Source organism: Frondihabitans peucedani, from assembly GCF_039537585.1.
GTDB classification, from domain to species: domain Bacteria; phylum Actinomycetota; class Actinomycetes; order Actinomycetales; family Microbacteriaceae; genus Frondihabitans; species Frondihabitans peucedani.
Genome location: NZ_BAABAU010000004.1, coordinates 140177 through 155868, shown reverse-complemented (window position 1 = coordinate 155868; position 15692 = coordinate 140177). Strand labels below are relative to the sequence as shown.

General features: G+C 72.9%; 14 protein-coding genes and 1 pseudogene. All 15 read left to right on the top strand.

The features are described from left to right. Positions 1-217: 217 nt before the first annotated feature. The 15 genes and pseudogenes from ABD733_RS14130 (at position 218) to ABD733_RS14060 (ending at position 15665) form a co-directional block, all read left to right on the top strand. Positions 218-1372, top strand: coding sequence for an exonuclease SbcCD subunit D (locus ABD733_RS14130; protein ID WP_344797319.1), 1155 nt, complete (start codon positions 218-220; stop codon positions 1370-1372). Then, the gene (locus tag ABD733_RS14125; RefSeq protein WP_344797317.1) at positions 1372-4338 is read left to right on the top strand and encodes an AAA family ATPase; all 2967 of its coding nucleotides are present in this window, start codon (positions 1372-1374) and stop codon (positions 4336-4338) included. Before ABD733_RS14130 ends, ABD733_RS14125 begins: the two co-directional genes overlap by 1 nt. A gap of 41 nt (positions 4339-4379) precedes the next feature. Continuing rightward, positions 4380-4817 carry a GNAT family acetyltransferase gene (locus ABD733_RS14120; RefSeq protein ID WP_344797315.1) on the top strand — a complete coding sequence of 146 codons (438 nt, stop codon included), beginning with the start codon at positions 4380-4382 and terminating at the stop codon, positions 4815-4817. Positions 4818-4887: 70 nt separating this feature from the next. Then, positions 4888-5832, top strand: coding sequence for a CPBP family intramembrane glutamic endopeptidase (locus ABD733_RS14115; protein WP_344797313.1), 945 nt, complete (start codon positions 4888-4890; stop codon positions 5830-5832). Further along, complete coding sequence (gene recQ / locus ABD733_RS14110) at positions 5829-8003, top strand: DNA helicase RecQ (RefSeq protein ID WP_425552929.1); 2175 nt, start codon at positions 5829-5831, stop codon at positions 8001-8003. Before ABD733_RS14115 ends, recQ begins: the two co-directional genes overlap by 4 nt. 80 nt (positions 8004-8083) lie before the next feature. Then, positions 8084-8605, top strand: a complete 522-nt coding sequence (locus ABD733_RS14105; protein ID WP_344797311.1) for a GNAT family N-acetyltransferase — start codon at positions 8084-8086, stop codon at positions 8603-8605. 46 nt (positions 8606-8651) lie between these two features. Continuing rightward, complete coding sequence (locus ABD733_RS14100) at positions 8652-9008, top strand: hypothetical protein (RefSeq protein ID WP_344797309.1); 357 nt, start codon at positions 8652-8654, stop codon at positions 9006-9008. 28 nt (positions 9009-9036) lie between these two features. After that, positions 9037-9510, top strand: a pseudogene (locus ABD733_RS14095) (NAD(P)-dependent oxidoreductase); the annotation flags it as partial. A 6-nt stretch (positions 9511-9516) separates the two neighbouring features. Next, positions 9517-9915 (top strand): NAD-binding protein, encoded by a 399-nt coding sequence (locus tag ABD733_RS14090; RefSeq protein WP_344798010.1) that lies wholly within the window; start codon positions 9517-9519, stop codon positions 9913-9915. A 36-nt stretch (positions 9916-9951) separates the two neighbouring features. Then, positions 9952-10710 carry a PhzF family phenazine biosynthesis protein gene (locus ABD733_RS14085; RefSeq protein ID WP_344797307.1) on the top strand — a complete coding sequence of 253 codons (759 nt, stop codon included), beginning with the start codon at positions 9952-9954 and terminating at the stop codon, positions 10708-10710. A gap of 9 nt (positions 10711-10719) precedes the next feature. Continuing rightward, positions 10720-11988, top strand: coding sequence for an FAD-binding protein (locus ABD733_RS14080; protein ID WP_344797305.1), 1269 nt, complete (start codon positions 10720-10722; stop codon positions 11986-11988). Between the two features lie 102 nt (positions 11989-12090). Continuing rightward, entirely contained in the window at positions 12091-12681 is a 591-nt protein-coding gene (gene folE, locus ABD733_RS14075) for a GTP cyclohydrolase I (protein ID WP_344797303.1), read from the top strand. Further along, positions 12678-13586: a dihydropteroate synthase gene (gene folP, locus ABD733_RS14070; RefSeq protein ID WP_344797301.1), complete on the top strand. Its 909-nt coding sequence runs from the start codon at positions 12678-12680 to the stop codon at positions 13584-13586. Before folE ends, folP begins: the two co-directional genes overlap by 4 nt. Beyond that, on the top strand, positions 13583-14353 hold the full coding sequence (locus tag ABD733_RS14065; protein WP_344797299.1) for a dihydrofolate reductase family protein: 771 nt from the start codon (positions 13583-13585) through the stop codon (positions 14351-14353). The genes folP and ABD733_RS14065 overlap by 4 nt, the downstream gene beginning before the upstream one ends. A gap of 130 nt (positions 14354-14483) precedes the next feature. After that, positions 14484-15665 carry an MFS transporter gene (locus ABD733_RS14060; RefSeq protein ID WP_344797297.1) on the top strand — a complete coding sequence of 394 codons (1182 nt, stop codon included), beginning with the start codon at positions 14484-14486 and terminating at the stop codon, positions 15663-15665. The last annotated feature ends 27 nt before the right edge of the window (positions 15666-15692 follow it).

Sequence of the window (15692 nt, the reverse complement as noted above, 5' to 3'; positions counted from 1 at the left end):
CCCACGAGGGGTGGTCCACCGGAGGGCCCCTTTCCCACGAGGGGCCTTGCGAATCGGTCCGTCGGCAGCAGCCGCGGCCGAGCGTGGGCCGGCTGCGTCTTCCCGAATCAGCCGGCCTGCGTCTTCTCAGTCCCTCGGGGACCTCTCCGCCGCAGCGCGTCGATGTCGGTCCTCCTGACTACAGTGGCGAGCGTTCCCGACCTCGAGAGGCGACCGCTTGCGAATCCTGCACACCAGCGACTGGCATCTGGGGCGCACCCTGCACGGGGTCGACCTGCTCGACCATCAGCGGGCATTCCTCGACCACCTGGTCGACGTGGTGCGGGAGCGCGAGGTCGACGTCCTGCTGGTCGCGGGCGACGTCTACGACCGGGCCGTTCCCGCCGTGCCGACGGTGCGTCTCCTGTCCGAGGCGCTCGGCCGCCTGAGCGACCTCGCGACGGTCGTCCTGACGCCGGGCAATCACGACTCGGCCGTCCGGCTGGGGTTCGCGGCCGGGCTCCTCCGCGACGGAGTGCACGTCCTGGCCTCGCTCGACTCCCTCGCCACGCCCATCGTCGTCCGCGACGACGCGGGCCCGGTCGCGTTCTACGGCCTCCCCTACCTCGACCCCGACTCCGTGCGCGGCCTGCTGGTCGCACCCGGCGCGGAGCCGCTGGCGCGGTCCCACGAGGCCGTGCTGACCGCGGCGCTCGAGCGGGTCCGGGCCGATCTGGCCACGAGGCCGGGCGCTCGCTCGGTCGTCCTCGCCCACGCCTTCGTCGTCGGGGGTGCGCCGAGCGAGAGCGAGCGCGACATCCGCGTGGGCGGCGTCGACTCGGTGCCGTCCGAGGTCTTCGAGGGGGTCGACTACGTCGCCCTCGGCCACCTGCACGGCGCCCAGGCGATCGGCTCGGGGGCTCCGGTCATCCGCTACTCCGGTTCGCCGCTCGCGTTCTCGTTCGGCGAGAAGAACCAGCGCAAGTCGTCGACGCTCGTCGAGCTCGCTCCCGACGGCACCGTGTCGGTCGAGCTCGTCCCGGCGCCGGTGCCGCGACGGCTGGCCGAGATCACGGGCGACCTCGACACCCTGCTGGCGGGGTTCGACGATCTGCGCGACGCCTGGCTGCGGGTCTTCGTGACCGACCCCGTGCATCCTGCGAACCTGCACGCCCTCGTGCGCGAGAGGTTCCCGCACGCGCTGTCGATCCAGCACACGCCGGTCGGCGGCGTCGCGGCCAGCGACCGCCGCGCGATCGGAGCCGAAGCCGACCCCGTGGAGGTCGCCACCGACTTCGTCGCCTTCGCGACGGGCGGCGAGGCCACCGAGACCGAGGTGGCGGTGCTCCGTTCGGCCTACGAGGCGGCTCTGGCCCTCGAGACGAGCGCCTGATGGATCTCCACCGGCTGACGCTCCGGGCCATCGGCCCCTACGCGTCCGAGTACTCGGTCGACTTCGCAGCGCTCGGTGCCTCGGGGGTGTTCCTGCTGGAGGGCCCGACCGGCAGCGGCAAGTCGACGATCATCGACGCGATCGTCTTCGCCCTCTACGGCGGTCTTGCCGGCTCCTCCTCGAGCGACGACCGCCTGCACAGCCACCACGCGGCGCCCTCCGTCGAGCCCTTCGTCGAGCTCGTCTTCGAGACGCCGGCGGGCATCCACCGCATCCGGCGCACACCCGCGTGGGAGCGGCCGAAGGCGCGGGGCACCGGGACCACCCGCGTGAACCAGTCGGTCTCGCTCGTCCGGCTGGCGACGCCCGAGGCGAGCGACGGCGAGCCGGTCTCGACGCGGGCGCAGGAGGTGGGCCTCGAGATCCGCCGGATCATCGGTCTCAGCAAGGAGCAGTTCCTGCAGACGATCGTGCTCCCGCAGGGCGAGTTCGCGAAGTTCCTCGGGGCGACCGGTGAGGAGCGTCGGCTGGTCCTGCAGTCGCTGTTCGGCACCGAGATCTACGACCGGACGACGGAGGAGCTCGTGGTGCGTCGACGCGCGGCGCGCGAGTCCGTCGCCGTCGCCGAGCGCGCGGTCGCCGAGGCCCTTGCGGCCCTCCGCGGCGCAGCCGGGGACGACGACGTCGACGCCGACGGGGCGCGAGCGGCGACCGAGGCGTTCGAGCGAGACGCTGCTGCCTCGGTGGCCCGGCGCGATGCTGCCCGAGCCGCACGAGACGCGGCTGAGGCGCACCGCGCTGCGCAGAGCCGGCTCGCAGCGTCCCTGACGCGGCGGGCAGAGCTCCTCGAGCGGCAGCGGGCCCTCTCCGACGCAGCAGCCGGCATCGACGACAGCCGCCTCCGACTCGACCGGGGCCGCCGGGCCGCGGGCGTGCTCGCACCTGCAGCCGCCGTCGAGGCTGCGTCGGCGGCGCACGAACGACAGCGGGCGGCTCTCGAGCGGGTCGCCGACGAGCACCCCGACATCGCGTCCGTCCCTCTGGCTGATCTGATCGAGCTGCGCGACACCGCGGTGGCCGCAGCGGAGCGGTTCGGCGCCCTCGCCGCCGTCGAAGCCGGTCTGCCGGCCCGGCGCGACGAGCTCGCCCGCGCTCGGGAGCGCCTCGCGGCATCGCGTCGAGACGCCGACGAAGCCGAGGAGGCCCTCGGCGGGCGCAGGGCCGCTCGGGTCGAGCTGGCTGAGGAGGCAGCCGCTGCGGCGACCGCGGCCGGCCTCGTCGAGGCGTCGCGCTCGGCCGTGCACGAGGCGACGGTGGTCGCCGAAGCCGTCCGCCGTGTCGAGAGGCTCCGCACGGCCGCCGACGAGGCTGCCCTCCGAGCGGGCGAGGCCGCCGGCCGAGCCCGAGACGCTGTCGAGGCCGAGGCGGCGCTCCGCCAGCGCAGGATCACGGGGATGGCCGGAGAACTGGCCCTCGCCCTCGTCGACGGCGAGCCCTGTGCGGTGTGCGGGGCCACCTCGCATCCTGCGCCCGCCCGCCTCGTCGACGACCACCCGTCGCTCGACGACGTGGCAGCCGCCGAGTCGCGCCGTGGGGCAGCGGAGGCGGCCCTCGCCGAGGCCCGCGACGAGGCCAGCGGTCACGCGACCCGCCTGGAGGAGGCGGCCTCGGCCCTGCCTCCGGGCGAGACCGCAGAGACCGCCGCAGCGCGGCTCGAGAGCGCCCGCGGCGAGGTCGCCCGAGCCGAGGCGGCCGAGCGCGAGCACGCGCGGCTGCAGGGGCTCGTCGCCGCGCACGACGCTGAGACGGCCCGGCTCTCCGAGCAGACTCAGGAGGCGCGGGTCGGGCTGGCGACCGAGGCCGCGCGCCTCGAAGGGGTCGCCGCCGCCGTCGAGGAGGCGGCATCGACCGTCGCCCTGGTGCTCGAGCGCGAGCCCGACGGCACGACGGTGGAGTCGCTCGTCGAGCGCGCCGGCCTGGAGCGCGACGCGGCCGCGCGGGTCGTGGACGCTCGACGCGCCCTCGAGAGGGCGGCCGACGACGAGCGCGTCCGCCGGGCCGAACTCTCCGAGGCCCTCGAATCGGCCGGCTTCGACGGTGCCGCGGAGGCCGCTGCGGCGGTCGTGCCGCCGGGCGATCTGCAGGCTCTCGAGGAGGCCGTCAACCGCCACGACCGAGAGACCGCGGTCGTGGCGGAGGGGCTCGCCGCTCCCGAGGTCGCGGAGCTGACCGGTGACGAGGACGTCGACCTCGACGGGGCGACCGCTCGCGCCGAGGCGGCCGCAGAGGCCGCCTCGAGCGCCGCCGACCAGGCCGCGGTGGCCGTCGACCGTGCCGAGCGCTCGCTCCGTGCGCTCGCCGCCTTCGACGCCGCCCTCGATGCGGAGCGCGCGGTCGGCGCCGAGACGCTCGCCGTCGTCCGCATGGCCGACGTGGCCTCGGCGTCCGGTCCGGAGAACCGGAGCGGAGTGACCCTCGGCACCTACGTGCTCCTCCGGCGGTTCGACGACGTGGTCGCAGCGGCGAATGCCAGGCTCGGCACGATGTCGAGCGGCCGCTACCAGCTCGAGGCATCGGAGCGCGAGACGTCGTCGCGGGCGCGCAAGACCGGTCTGGCGCTGGCGATCCGCGACAACGCCACCGACACCACCCGCGACCCGAAGAGCTTCAGCGGCGGTGAGACCTTCTACGCCTCGCTGAGTCTGGCTCTGGGGCTGGCCGACGTCGTCCAGGCCGAGGCCGGCGGCATCGCCCTCGGCACCCTCTTCGTCGACGAGGGCTTCGGCACCCTCGACCCCGAGACCCTCGACGCCGTCATGTCCGAGCTCGGTCGGTTGAGCGCAGGCGGGCGCGTGGTCGGCATCGTGAGCCACGTCGAAGACCTCAAGCAGCGCATCGCCGACCGGATCGAGGTCAGGCGGAGGGCGGACGGGTCGTCGGTGCTGACGTCGACGGCGGGCGTCTGAGCAGCAATTCCGGCTGTCTGCGCCTCCGGCAGAATGGCAGGATGCTGATCCGGCCGTTCCTCGAGGAAGACACCGAAGCCGTCGTCGCGCTCTGGGAGGAGTGCGGCCTCACCCGCCCCTGGAACGACCCGCGACGCGACATCGCCCGGAAGCTCACCGTCCAGAGGGAGCTCTTCCTGGTCGGTGTCGACGACGGCACAGAGGCCGCAGGCGCCGGGCAGCCCATCGCGACAGCGATGGCCGGCTTCGACGGGCACCGCGGCTGGGTCTACTACGTCGCCGTCTCGCCCGCGCGTCAGGGCGAGCGCCTCGGCGCCCAGCTGATGGCCGAGGCGGAGCGCCTGCTCACCGGGCTCGGCTGCCCGAAGATCAACATCCAGATCCGATCCGGCAACGACCGGGTCATCGGGTTCTACGAGCACCTCGGCTTCAGCCCGGACGGCGCCCTCGGCTACGGGAAGCGGCTGATCGCCGACTGAGGCGCGCGGACGGGCCGAGGGCTGCGGGCCGGCGCGGGAGACTCCCGATCCTGCCCGGTATCCTCGTCGGGTGAATCTCGCCTACCACCGCCTGTTCCGCGCGCGGACGACCTACCGGTGGTGGAAGCCCGTCGTCGCGCTGATCGTGGGGGCCGGGTTCTACTACGCGCTCCTCCTCGCGTATCAGGAGGTGTTCCTCCTCCTCATCGGCGGCTTCGCCGGCACCGCCGCGCGAGACGCCTTCCTCGCGGCCTGGCAGCACAACCAGCAGGACGCCTCGCGGCCCCTCGTCCTCCTCTTCACCCTCGGCTCGATCTCGATGATGCTGCCCGCCGTCGTCATCGCCGTGCGCCTCCTCGGCCTCGGGAGCTTCGGGACCGTGTCGAGCGTCGTCGGCCGCCTGCGCTGGCGCTGGCTCGCCCGCTGCATCCTGCCGGGGCTCGTCTTCATCGGCTTGAGCGTGGGGTTGAGTCTCGCGGTGCCGGCCTCGTGGCAGGGGCCGCAGACGAGCTCGGGTACAGCAACGCCGCTTCCGGCCCTGATCGTCTCGATCGTGCTGATCCTGGTGTTCGTCCCGCTGCAGGCCACGGGGGAGGAGTTCGCCTTCCGGGGCTTCGGGACTCAGACGATCGGCTCCTGGATCCGTCCGCCCGTCTTCGCGATCGTCCTGCCCACGGCCGCCTTCGCGCTCGCTCACGACTACAACGTCTGGGGCAGGCTCGACGTGGCCGCGCTCGGCGTCTCGTTCGCCTACCTGACCTGGCGGACCGGTGGTCTCGAAGCGGGGATCGTCGGGCACGTGCTGAACAACCTGCTCGTCTTCCTCCTCGCGGCTCCGACCGTGGCGACCGCCCAGAGCGACGGGACTCCCGCAGGAGCCGCGATCACGGTTGTCACGAGCGCGGTCTACGTCCTGCTGGTCACGTGGATGGCCCGCCGGCACGAGCCCGAGCGCGTGACGCCTGTGGACGGACCCGCCTTCCCGTCGGTGGTCCCTCGTAAACTCCTCGGGTGACCTCCACCGCGACCCTCCCCGCCCAGCCTGCAGGTCGGCAGCCCCTCGACGTGCTCCAGAGCGTCTTCGGCTACGACGCCTTCCGCGGCGAGCAGGCGGCGATCATCGACCAGGTGGTGGGCGGCGGCGACGCGCTGGTGCTGATGCCGACCGGCGGCGGCAAGTCGCTCTGCTATCAGGTGCCAGCGCTCGTGCGCGACGGCGTCGGCGTGATCGTCTCCCCGCTCATCGCCCTCATGCAAGACCAGGTCGACGCCCTCGAGGCCGTCGGTGTGCGGGCCGCCTTCTTGAACAGCACGCAGGATCCCGACTCCCGTCGCCAGGTCGAGCAGGCCTACCGCGCAGGTGAGCTCGACATGCTCTACCTCGCGCCCGAGCGCCTCCGTCTCGAGTCGACCAGGCAGCTCCTCGACCAGGGCACGATCGCCCTGTTCGCCATCGACGAGGCCCACTGCGTCGCGCAGTGGGGTCACGACTTCCGGCCCGACTACCTCGAGCTGTCGGTGCTGCACGAGCGGTGGCCGGCCGTGCCGCGGATCGCGCTGACGGCGACCGCCACCGAGCAGACCCACCGCGAGATCTCCTCCCGCCTCGGCCTCGATCAGGCGGCCCACTTCGTCGCCGACTTCGACCGGCCGAACATCCAGTACCGCATCGAGGCGAAAGACCAGCCGCTCAAGCAGGTTCTGCGCCTGATCCAGACCGAGCACGCCGGCGACGCGGGCATCGTCTACTGCCTGTCGCGCAACTCCGTCGAGAAGACGGCGCAGTCGCTCGTCGACAACGGCATCCCGGCGCTGCCGTACCACGCGGGCCTCGACGCCGCGACGCGGCAGCGCAACCAGTCGCGGTTCCTGCGCGAGGAGGGCCTCGTCATGGTGGCGACGGTCGCCTTCGGCATGGGCATCGACAAGCCCGACGTCCGCTTCGTCGCGCACCTCGACCTCCCCAAGTCGGTCGAGGGGTACTACCAGGAGACCGGGCGCGCCGGGCGCGACGGGCTGCCGTCCACGGCGTGGCTGGCCTACGGCCTCCAGGACGTCATGCAACAGCGACGCATGATCGAGCAGTCGGAGGGCGATGCCGAGCACCGCCGCAAGCTCACCGTCCACCTCGACGCGATGCTCGCCCTCTGCGAGACCGTCGAGTGCCGCCGGGTCCAGCTGCTCGCCTACTTCGGCCAGCCGTCCACCGCCTGCGGCAACTGCGACACCTGCCTGAACCCGCCGACCGCGATCGACGGCACCGTCCCGGCCCAGAAGCTGCTGTCGACGATCGTGCGTCTCAAGCGCGAGCGCAACCAGCAGTTCGGCGCCGGCCACCTCATCGACATCCTGCTCGGCAAGCGGACCCCTCGCATGGAGCAGAACGGGCACTCCGCGCTGGCGACCTTCGGGATCGGCACCGAGCTCTCCGACGTCGAGTGGCGCGGGGTCGTGCGGCAGTTGCTCGCGCAGGAGCTCCTGGCCGTCTCGCCCGACGGGTACGGCACGCTCCTGCTCACGGAGGGCTCCGCCTCGGTGCTCAGCGGCGACCGACCGGTGCGCCTCCGCCAGGAGCCGGCGCGGTCCTCCCGTCCTGCCCGGTCGTCGAGGTCCCGCGGCGGCGCCGCCTCCGCTGTCGATCTGCCGGCCGACGCGATGCCGCTGTTCGAGACGCTGCGATCCTGGCGGGCGCTCACGGCCAGGGCCGCGGGCGTGCCCGCCTATGTGGTGTTCGGCGACGTGACCCTCCGCGGTGTCACCGCCGCGAGGCCGGCCACGTTCGCCGACCTCTCCGGCATCTCGGGCGTGGGTCAGAAGAAGCTCGACACCTACGGTCAGCAGCTCCTCGACCTCGTCGCCGGCGAATCGCCCGAGGCGGTGGCAGCCCGCGGGGGCGGCGCTGGCTCGCCGACCGATGGTTCGCCGACCGATGGTTCGCGGGCCGATGCCGCTCCCGTCGGCTCCGCTCCGGCCGGCGGCCGAGGCGGTTCGGGCCGCGCTTCCGGTCGAGGCGGTGCGAAGAGCGCAGGCGGCCGCGGCGCCGCCGGTGCGCGGGCCACCGCGGCGTCCGCGCCGGTGTCGAGCTTCGAGCCCGAGCCCGACCCGCTCTTCGACGACGGCGGCTGGCCCGACGCACCCCCGGACGACCCCTACGACGAGGGCGTGCCGCCCGACGACTGGCGCTGACCCGTCCACGTCGTCGCGCGCGACGAAGCACGGCGTCATCGGAGTTGACGCCGGTCGGTGGCCCGACCTACCGTCGCCGCATGAGTGTCACGGGGTCCAGCGCGACCGGAGAGAGCCTCACGCAGCCGCGGTTCACCTGGTCGAGCCCGGACTCCGCGCTCGCGGCACCGCTCGTCGCCGACCTGGCTCGCGACTACGACGAGCGCTACGGGCTGAACGACGGCATCCCGTCCTCCGTGGAGCTCAGCCGCTACCCTGCCGGGCTGTTCTCGCCCGCGGAGGGAGGCGCGTTCCTCCTCCTGGAGCGTGATGGCCAGGTGCTCGCGGGAGGCGCCTTCCTGCGCGTCGACGACGAGACAGCCGAGATGAAGCGCGTCTGGACGCATCCCGACCATCGCCGCCAGGGCCACGGGCGGCTCGTCATGGCCGAGCTCGAGGCGGAGGCGCAGCGCCGCGGCTACCGCCGAGTGGTACTGACGACCGGCGCGCGGCAGCCCGAGGCTGTCGGGCTCTATCTCGCCCTCGGCTACCGGCCGCTCTTCGACCTCGCCGGCGACCTCGAGGAGATCAGCTACCTGCGCTTCGAGAAACCCCTGAGCTGAATATTCGCATGTGATATATTGAGCTCTTCGCATCCGAAGGAGTCTCATGCCGCTCTCTGCCCTCCCCGCTTCCGCCCCGGCCTCCCATGGCGCAGTCCTCCGCGCAGTCCTCGGCGGAGCCCTCATCGGCCTCTTCGTGGCCGTCGACGGGCTCCTGGCGGCTCTCCTCCTCCTCATGCTGAGCGGAGGCGGCAGCGGGGGCGGCAGCGCAGGCGGGAACGGCGACCTCGCGCTCGCCGGCATCGGCCACGCGGGCTGGAGTGCCGCGCGCGGCATGGAGGCCGGTCTCGAGGCCGGAGGCGTCGCGATCCTGCTGGCCTGCATCGCGCTGGGGGCGCTCGCCGGGCGAGCCGTCTCGTCGCGCGGGGTCGTCGTCCGGCGAGTCTCAGCGGCCCGGGCGTAACGTCCACGGGGTCGAGCAGAGCGCTCCGACGAAGGGAGAACGTCAGATGAAGGTCGCAGTCCTGGGGCTCGGGATCATGGGCAACGGCGTCGCGCGGACGCTCCTCCGCGAGGGGTTCGACGTGACGGTCTGGAACCGCTCGAGCGAGAAGGCGGCGCCCTTCGCCGACGAGGGAGCGACCGTCGCCGGCACCCCCGCCGAGGCCGTCTCTGGCGCCGACGTCGTCCTCTCGATCGTCTTCGACGCCGACTCCGTGCTCAGCGTCCTCTCCGAGGCCGGCGCGTCCGTGCCCGCCGACGCCGTCTGGGTGCAGGCGAGCACGATCGGACTCGACGGCACGGCCCGAGTCGTCAAGCAGGCGGAGTCCTCGGGCGTCCACCTGGTCGAGGCGATGATGCTCGGCACGAAGAAGCCCGCCGAGACGGGCGCGCTCGTCGTCCTCGCGGCGGGCGACCCCGACCTCCTGGCGAAGGCGCAGCCGGTCCTCGACGCGATCGGCAGCAAGACCGTGACCGCAGGATCGCGGGTCGGCAACGGCTCCGCCCTCAAGCTCGCCGCGAACGCCTGGATCGCCAGCATCACGGCCGCGACCGCGCAGTCCCTGGCCCTCGCCGGCGCGCTCGGCGTCGATCCCGCGATGTTCCTCGAGGCGATCGACGGCGGCGCCTCCGACAGCCCCTACGCCCACTTGAAGGGCGAGAGCATGCTGGCCGGCGGCTTCGAGCCGTCGTTCGCGCTCGACGGCCTCCGCAAAGACATCGGCCTCATCTCCGACGCGGCACAGAGCTCCGGGGTCGACGCCCGCCTGCTCCAGGCCCTGTCGGCCGTCTACGCCGACGCGTCGTCGGCCGGGCACGGCGGCGACGACATCGCCGCCGTCTACACGGCGTTCACGCCGGGCGAGTAGGTCTCTCCGGAGGGCGCCTCGTGCCAGGCTGAGCTCATGGACGAAGACGCACAATCCGGTCCGGCAGCCCCCGACCACGACCTCGAGGTCCACGTCGTGCGGGTCTTCACGACCGACGACGGCGCCCTCGGCAACCCGCTCGGCATCGTCACGGCCGACGACGCCCCGACCCGGGCGGACGGCGAGCCCGTCTGGCGCGGTCACGAGCAGCGGATCGCGAGCCAGTTGGGCTTCAGCGAGACCGTCTTCCTCGAGGCGTCGGCCCGCCAGGAGCCGGGCGTGGCGACCCTCCGCATCTTCACCCCGGCGTCGGAGCTGCCGTTCGCAGGGCATCCGACGGTCGGCACCGCGTGGTGGCTGCGGGAGCGGGGCGCGCCTGTGGACGAGCTCGTCGTGCCCGCGGGGCGGGTCGGGGTCCGGTACGACGGCGACGTCACCCGGGTGTCGGCCCGAGCATCCTGGGCTCCCGAATTCACCTGGGTGGCCCTCGGGTCGCCCGCCGAGGTCGACGCGCTCGACCCGGCGGCGTTCCACGACGGTCACCACTACGCCTACGCGTGGCTCGACGAGGCGTCGGGAGCCCTGCGGTCCCGCATGTTCGCGCCCGACATGGGCATCACCGAAGACGAGGCGACCGGCGCGGCCGCCATCGCGATCACCGCGCGTCTCGGCGTCGACCTCGACATCACCCAGGGGCGAGGCAGCAGGATCACGACCCGTCACCTCGGCCACGGACTCGTCGAGGTCGGGGGCAAGACGGTCGGAGCCCTCGGTGTGAGCGTTCACGTCGCCTAGACTGGGTCAATGACGTTCACTGCCGAACGCGAGCAGAACTGGGCCGGCACTCACGTGTACGGCGCCTCGCGCATCATCGATCCGACCTCCATCTCCGAGCTCCAGGAGATCGTCGCGCGCGAGCCGCGCGTGCGTGCCCTGGGCACCCGCCACTCCTTCAACGACGTGGCCGACGGCCCCGGCGTCCTGGTCACCACGACCGAGATCCCGATGGACCTCGTCGTCAGCGAAGACCGCACCTCGGTCACCGTCGGTGCGGGAGCCCGCTACGCCGAGGTCGCCACGGCGCTCGAGGCCGAGGGCCTCGCGCTGCACAACATGGGCTCGCTCCCGCACATCTCGGTCGGCGGTGCGACCGCGACCGGCACGCACGGCTCCGGCGCGGCTCTCGGCTCCCTGTCGACGGCCGTCAACGCTCTCGAGTTCGTGACCGCCGACGGCAGCCTCCGCACGGTTCGCCGTGGCGACCCGGAGTTCGGCGGCAGCGTCGTCCACCTCGGCGCCCTCGGCATCGTCACGCGAGTGTCGCTCGACGTCCAGCCGAGCTACCGCGTCCGTCAGGACGTCTACCTCGGGCTGCCGTGGGAGTCGATCGAGGGCGAGAAGCTCCGCGAGGTGATGTCGCTCGGCTACAGCGTCAGCCTGTTCACGGTGTACGGCTCCGACATCACGCAGATGTGGGTCAAGTCGCGCATCCCGGAGGGAGTCGAGGACATCGAGGTCCCCGACGAGTACTTCGGTGCGAAGCGCAGCCCCGAGCGGGCCGAGTTCGTCGGCACCGACGACAACACGACGCCCATGGACGGCTCCGTCGGCCCGTGGCAGGAGCGACTGCCGCACTTCCGCATCGACCGCAAGCCGTCGAACGGCGAAGAGATCCAGACCGAGTTCTTCGTCGGCCTCGACCGCGGTGCCGAGGCGATCGCGGCGGTCCGTGCACTGTCCGACCGCATCCAGCCGCACCTGCTCGTGACGGAGCTCCGCTCGGTCGCGGCCGACGACTACTGGATGAGCGAGACGCAGGGGCGCGACACGCTCTGCATCCACTTCACCTGGGCCCTCCACGTCGACGAGGTCGCAGCGCTCCTCCCGGCCATCGAGAAGGCTCTCGAGCCGTTCACGCCGCGCCCGCACTGGGGCAAGGTGTCGGTGACGACGCCGACCGAGATCGCCGAGCGCTACCCGAGGCTCGACGAGTTCCGCGCGCTGGTGGCGAAGCACGACCCGGAGGGCAAGTTCTCGGGGCCGTGGCTCGACCGGATGATCCTCGGGCGCTGAGTGAGGCTGGGCGGCGCCGCGGGCTGGCCGCTCGGCGCCACGAGGTACTCTTCCCCCGAGCACCCCGGCTGACCGGGGTACACGGAGGGGTACGCCAGCACCATGACACAGCGCTTCGACCGGCCGAGAATCGAACGGGCGGTGGCCGAGATCCTGGCCGCGATCGGCGACGACCCGGGTCGTCCGGGCCTCGCCGACACCCCGAGGCGCGTCGCTGACGCGTACGAGGAGTTCTTCGGCGGCCTCGGCACCGACGTCGCCTCGCTCGTGGGCGGCAGCGTCGTCGCGGCCGACGAGGGCGAGCTCGGCGAGCTGGTCATCGTCCGCGACATCCGGTTCCGCTCGGTCTGCGAGCACCACCTGCTGCCCTTCCTCGGCGTGGCGCACGTCGCGTACGTGCCGGGGTCGCAGATCGTCGGGCTCGGCAAGATCCCGGAGCTCGTCGACGCTCTCGCCTCCCGCCCCCAGCTCCAGGAGCGTCTCGGCGAGGAGATCGTCGACGCGCTGCGAGACGGGGTCGACGCGGCGGGCGTCCTGGTCGTCCTCGACGCTGCGCACCAGTGCGTGACCACGCGAGGGTCGCGTCAGACGCAGTCGTCGACGGTCACGATCGCGAGCCGCGGCGTGCTCTCCGAGCCGGCGGGCCGCGCCGAGGCGATCGCTCTGATCGCGCGCAGCGGAGCGCACGAGTGAGCGACGAGACCGTTCCGCAGGGCTTCGTGCTGCCGGTCCTCCGGCACCCCCTGCGCAGGATCGGCGCCCGCACCTTCGACTTCGACCACCAGCTCGCGGTCATGGCGATCGTCAACCGCACCCCCGACTCCTTCTTCGACCAGGGCGCGACGTTCGCGCTCGACCGCGCAGTGGAGGCCGCGGTCGCCGCAGCGGAGGCGGGCGCCGACTGGGTGGACATCGGCGGCGTGCCGTTCGCCCCCGGGCCCGAGCTGCCCGCCGACGAGGAGGCGGCTCGCGTCGTGCCGGTGGTGGCGGCGCTCGCGCAGGAGTCCGACGTCGTCATCTCGGTCGACACGTTCCGCGCCGAGGTGGCCGAGGCCGCCATCGCCGCCGGAGCCAGCGTCGTGAACGACACGACCGGGATCCACGACCCCCGCCTCGCCGACGTCGTCGCCGACTCCGACGCGACGCTCGTCATCACGCACTCTCTGGCCGCGCCCCGCCAGGAGGTGCCGCGGCCGCACTACGACGACGTCGCCCTGGACGTCGCCGACTTCCTGCGGGACCGGGTCGCCTTCGCGCTGTCCCGCGGCATCCCCGAGGAGCGGCTGATCATCGACCCCGGGCACGACCTCAACAAGAACACGCTGCACACCCTCGAGCTCACGAGGCGCCTCGCCGAGATCACCGCCATCGGCCTGCCGACGCTGGCCGCGGTCTCGAACAAGGACTTCATCGGCGAGAGCCTCGCGCGCGACAAGCCCGAGAGGCTCGCAGGATCCCTGGCGGCGGCCACCGTCAGCGTGATGCTGGGTGCGCGCATCGTCCGGATGCACGCCGTCCGCGAGTCGGTCGACGCCATGCGCATGGTCGAGGCAATCCTCGGCTGGCGCGCGCCCGTCGACCCGGTGCACAACCTGTGAGCGAGCGTGGGGCCGTCATCGACGCGCTGTTCCCCGACCGTGTCGCCGACCTCGGCGACGACGAGCTGCTCGCCCTGTACGGGCCGGTCGACCGGTCGGTGCCGAGGCTCCGAGCCAACTTCATCGCGAGCGTCGACGGCTCGGCGACCGCCGCGGGGCTCTCCGGAGAGCTCGGAGCCCCCGCTGACAAGCGCGTGTTCGACCTGCAGAGGCAGGTCGCCGACGTCGTGGTCGTCGCAGCGGGGACTGTCCGCTCCGAGGGATACGGGGCGATGCGGCTGGGGCCGGAGGCCGAGGCCTGGCGCGTCGCCGCAGGGCTGGCAGCTCAGCCCGCGTTCGCCCTCGTGTCGCGCAGTCTCGACCTCGATCCTGCGAGCGACGTCTTCGCCGTTGCACCCGTCCGACCCCTCGTGCTGACCAGCGACTCGGCGCCCGCCGACCGGCGTGCGGCGCTCGAGGACGTGGCCGACGTGATCTCGTGCGGCGCCACCGGGGTGGAGCCGTCCCGGCTCGTCGATGTGCTCGTCGCGCGGGGCCTGCTGCAGATGCACTGCGAGGGCGGCCCCTCGCTCCTCGGATCCCTCATCGAGGCCGATGCGCTCGACGCGCTGGCGCTCACCGTCAGCCCGAACCTCGAAGGCGGTCAGGGCACCAGGATCACGCACCCCTCGGGCGACGCCGCGCCTCTCGACCTGCGGGCGCTCGCGCTCGACCACGTCCTCAACTCCGACGGGATGCTGCTGCTGCACTACTCGCGCCGGCGGTAGCGGTGGCGGTGGCGCTTGCACCCACGTCGCGACGCTTCGGCGGCTGCAGCCCGTGGGGTGTCCGGCAGGGCCTCCCACGCGCTGACGGCCGCCGCTAGCGTCGAGCCATGATCTCCACAGGCCGCGCGTCGTGAGCCGGCGCCTCGCCCTCCTCTTCGCGATCGCGAGCGGCGCCGCCGTCGGCAACCTCTACTGGTCGCAGCCGCTCCTCGACTTCATCGCGACCGACCTGCACACCGGCACCTCGTCCGCCGGCTGGCTGGTGACCGCCACCCAGCTCGGGTACGCCGTCGGCGTGCTGCTGTTCGTGCCGCTCGGCGACGTGCTGAACCGCCGCATCCTGGTGCCCGCAGCCCTGCTCTGCGCCACTGCGGCGCTCCTCGCGTCGGCCCTCGCGCCGACCTTCGCCGTGCTGCTGGTGACCCTCTCGCTCGTCGGCCTCACGACGGTCGCGGGCCAGATCCTCGTGCCGCTCGCCGGCGACCTGGCCGACGACACGAACCGGGGCAGGATCGTCGGGACCGTCGTCTCCGGGATCCTGATCGGCATCCTGGTCTCCCGCACCGTGTCCGGGCTCGTAGCCGGCGCGGCAGGCTGGAGGGCGATCTACGTGGCGGCCGCGGCGCTGGCGCTCGTCCTCGCGATCCTGCTGTTCTTCGCGATCCCGCGCCTGCCCGCCCGGGCGCACCTCCGGTATCCGTCGCTGATCGGGTCGGTCTTCGTGATCGTCGCGCGCGAGCGGACGGTGCGCTGGAGTCTCGTCCTCGGCGGATCGTCGTTCGCCGTCTTCACGATGTTCTGGACCTCGCTCACGTTCCTCCTCAGCGCGCCGCCCTTCTCGTTCTCGGTGAGCGTCATCGGGCTGTTCGGCCTCGTCGGCCTCGCCGGAGCCGCCGCCGCCCAGCGCGTCGGGCGCCTCAACGACCGCGGACTCGGGCTGCCGACCATCGGCGTGGCCTGGGCGCTGGTGCTCCTCGCGTTCGTCGTCGCGGGGGTCGGCCAGCGGTCCGTCTTCGTGATCGTCATCGCGATCCTGCTGCTCGACGTCGCCATCCAGGGGCACAACATCACCGTCCAGTCGCGCATGTTCCAGCTCGATCCGCAGGCGCGGAGCCGCCTGAACACGGCCTTCGTGACCAACAACTTCCTCTGGGGCGCCGTCGGCTCGGGGCTCGCGTCGTTCCTCTACGAGCACGGCGGCTGGACCGCCGTGATGGTCGCCGCCGCCGGCCTGTCCGGGTTCGCGTTCACGGTGTGGGCGGCCGGCCGGCGAGGCCCGCTGCGGCTGCCGAGCGAGGCGGCTGTGGCCTAACGGAGCTGCGGCAGGACGCTGCCGCGC

Bases quoted from the DNA above. Each gene is read 5' to 3' on its own strand.
- ABD733_RS14125 (WP_344797317.1), top strand. From the start codon at position 1,372: ATGGATCTCCACCGGCTGACGCTCCGGGCCATCGGCCCCTACGCGTCC.
- ABD733_RS14120 (WP_344797315.1), top strand. From the start codon at position 4,380: ATGCTGATCCGGCCGTTCCTCGAGGAAGACACCGAAGCCGTCGTCGCG.
- ABD733_RS14105 (WP_344797311.1), top strand. From the start codon at position 8,084: ATGAGTGTCACGGGGTCCAGCGCGACCGGAGAGAGCCTCACGCAGCCG.
- ABD733_RS14100 (WP_344797309.1), top strand. From the start codon at position 8,652: ATGCCGCTCTCTGCCCTCCCCGCTTCCGCCCCGGCCTCCCATGGCGCA.
- ABD733_RS14085 (WP_344797307.1), top strand. From the start codon at position 9,952: ATGGACGAAGACGCACAATCCGGTCCGGCAGCCCCCGACCACGACCTC.
- ABD733_RS14080 (WP_344797305.1), top strand. From the start codon at position 10,720: ATGACGTTCACTGCCGAACGCGAGCAGAACTGGGCCGGCACTCACGTG.
- folE (WP_344797303.1), top strand. From the start codon at position 12,091: ATGACACAGCGCTTCGACCGGCCGAGAATCGAACGGGCGGTGGCCGAG.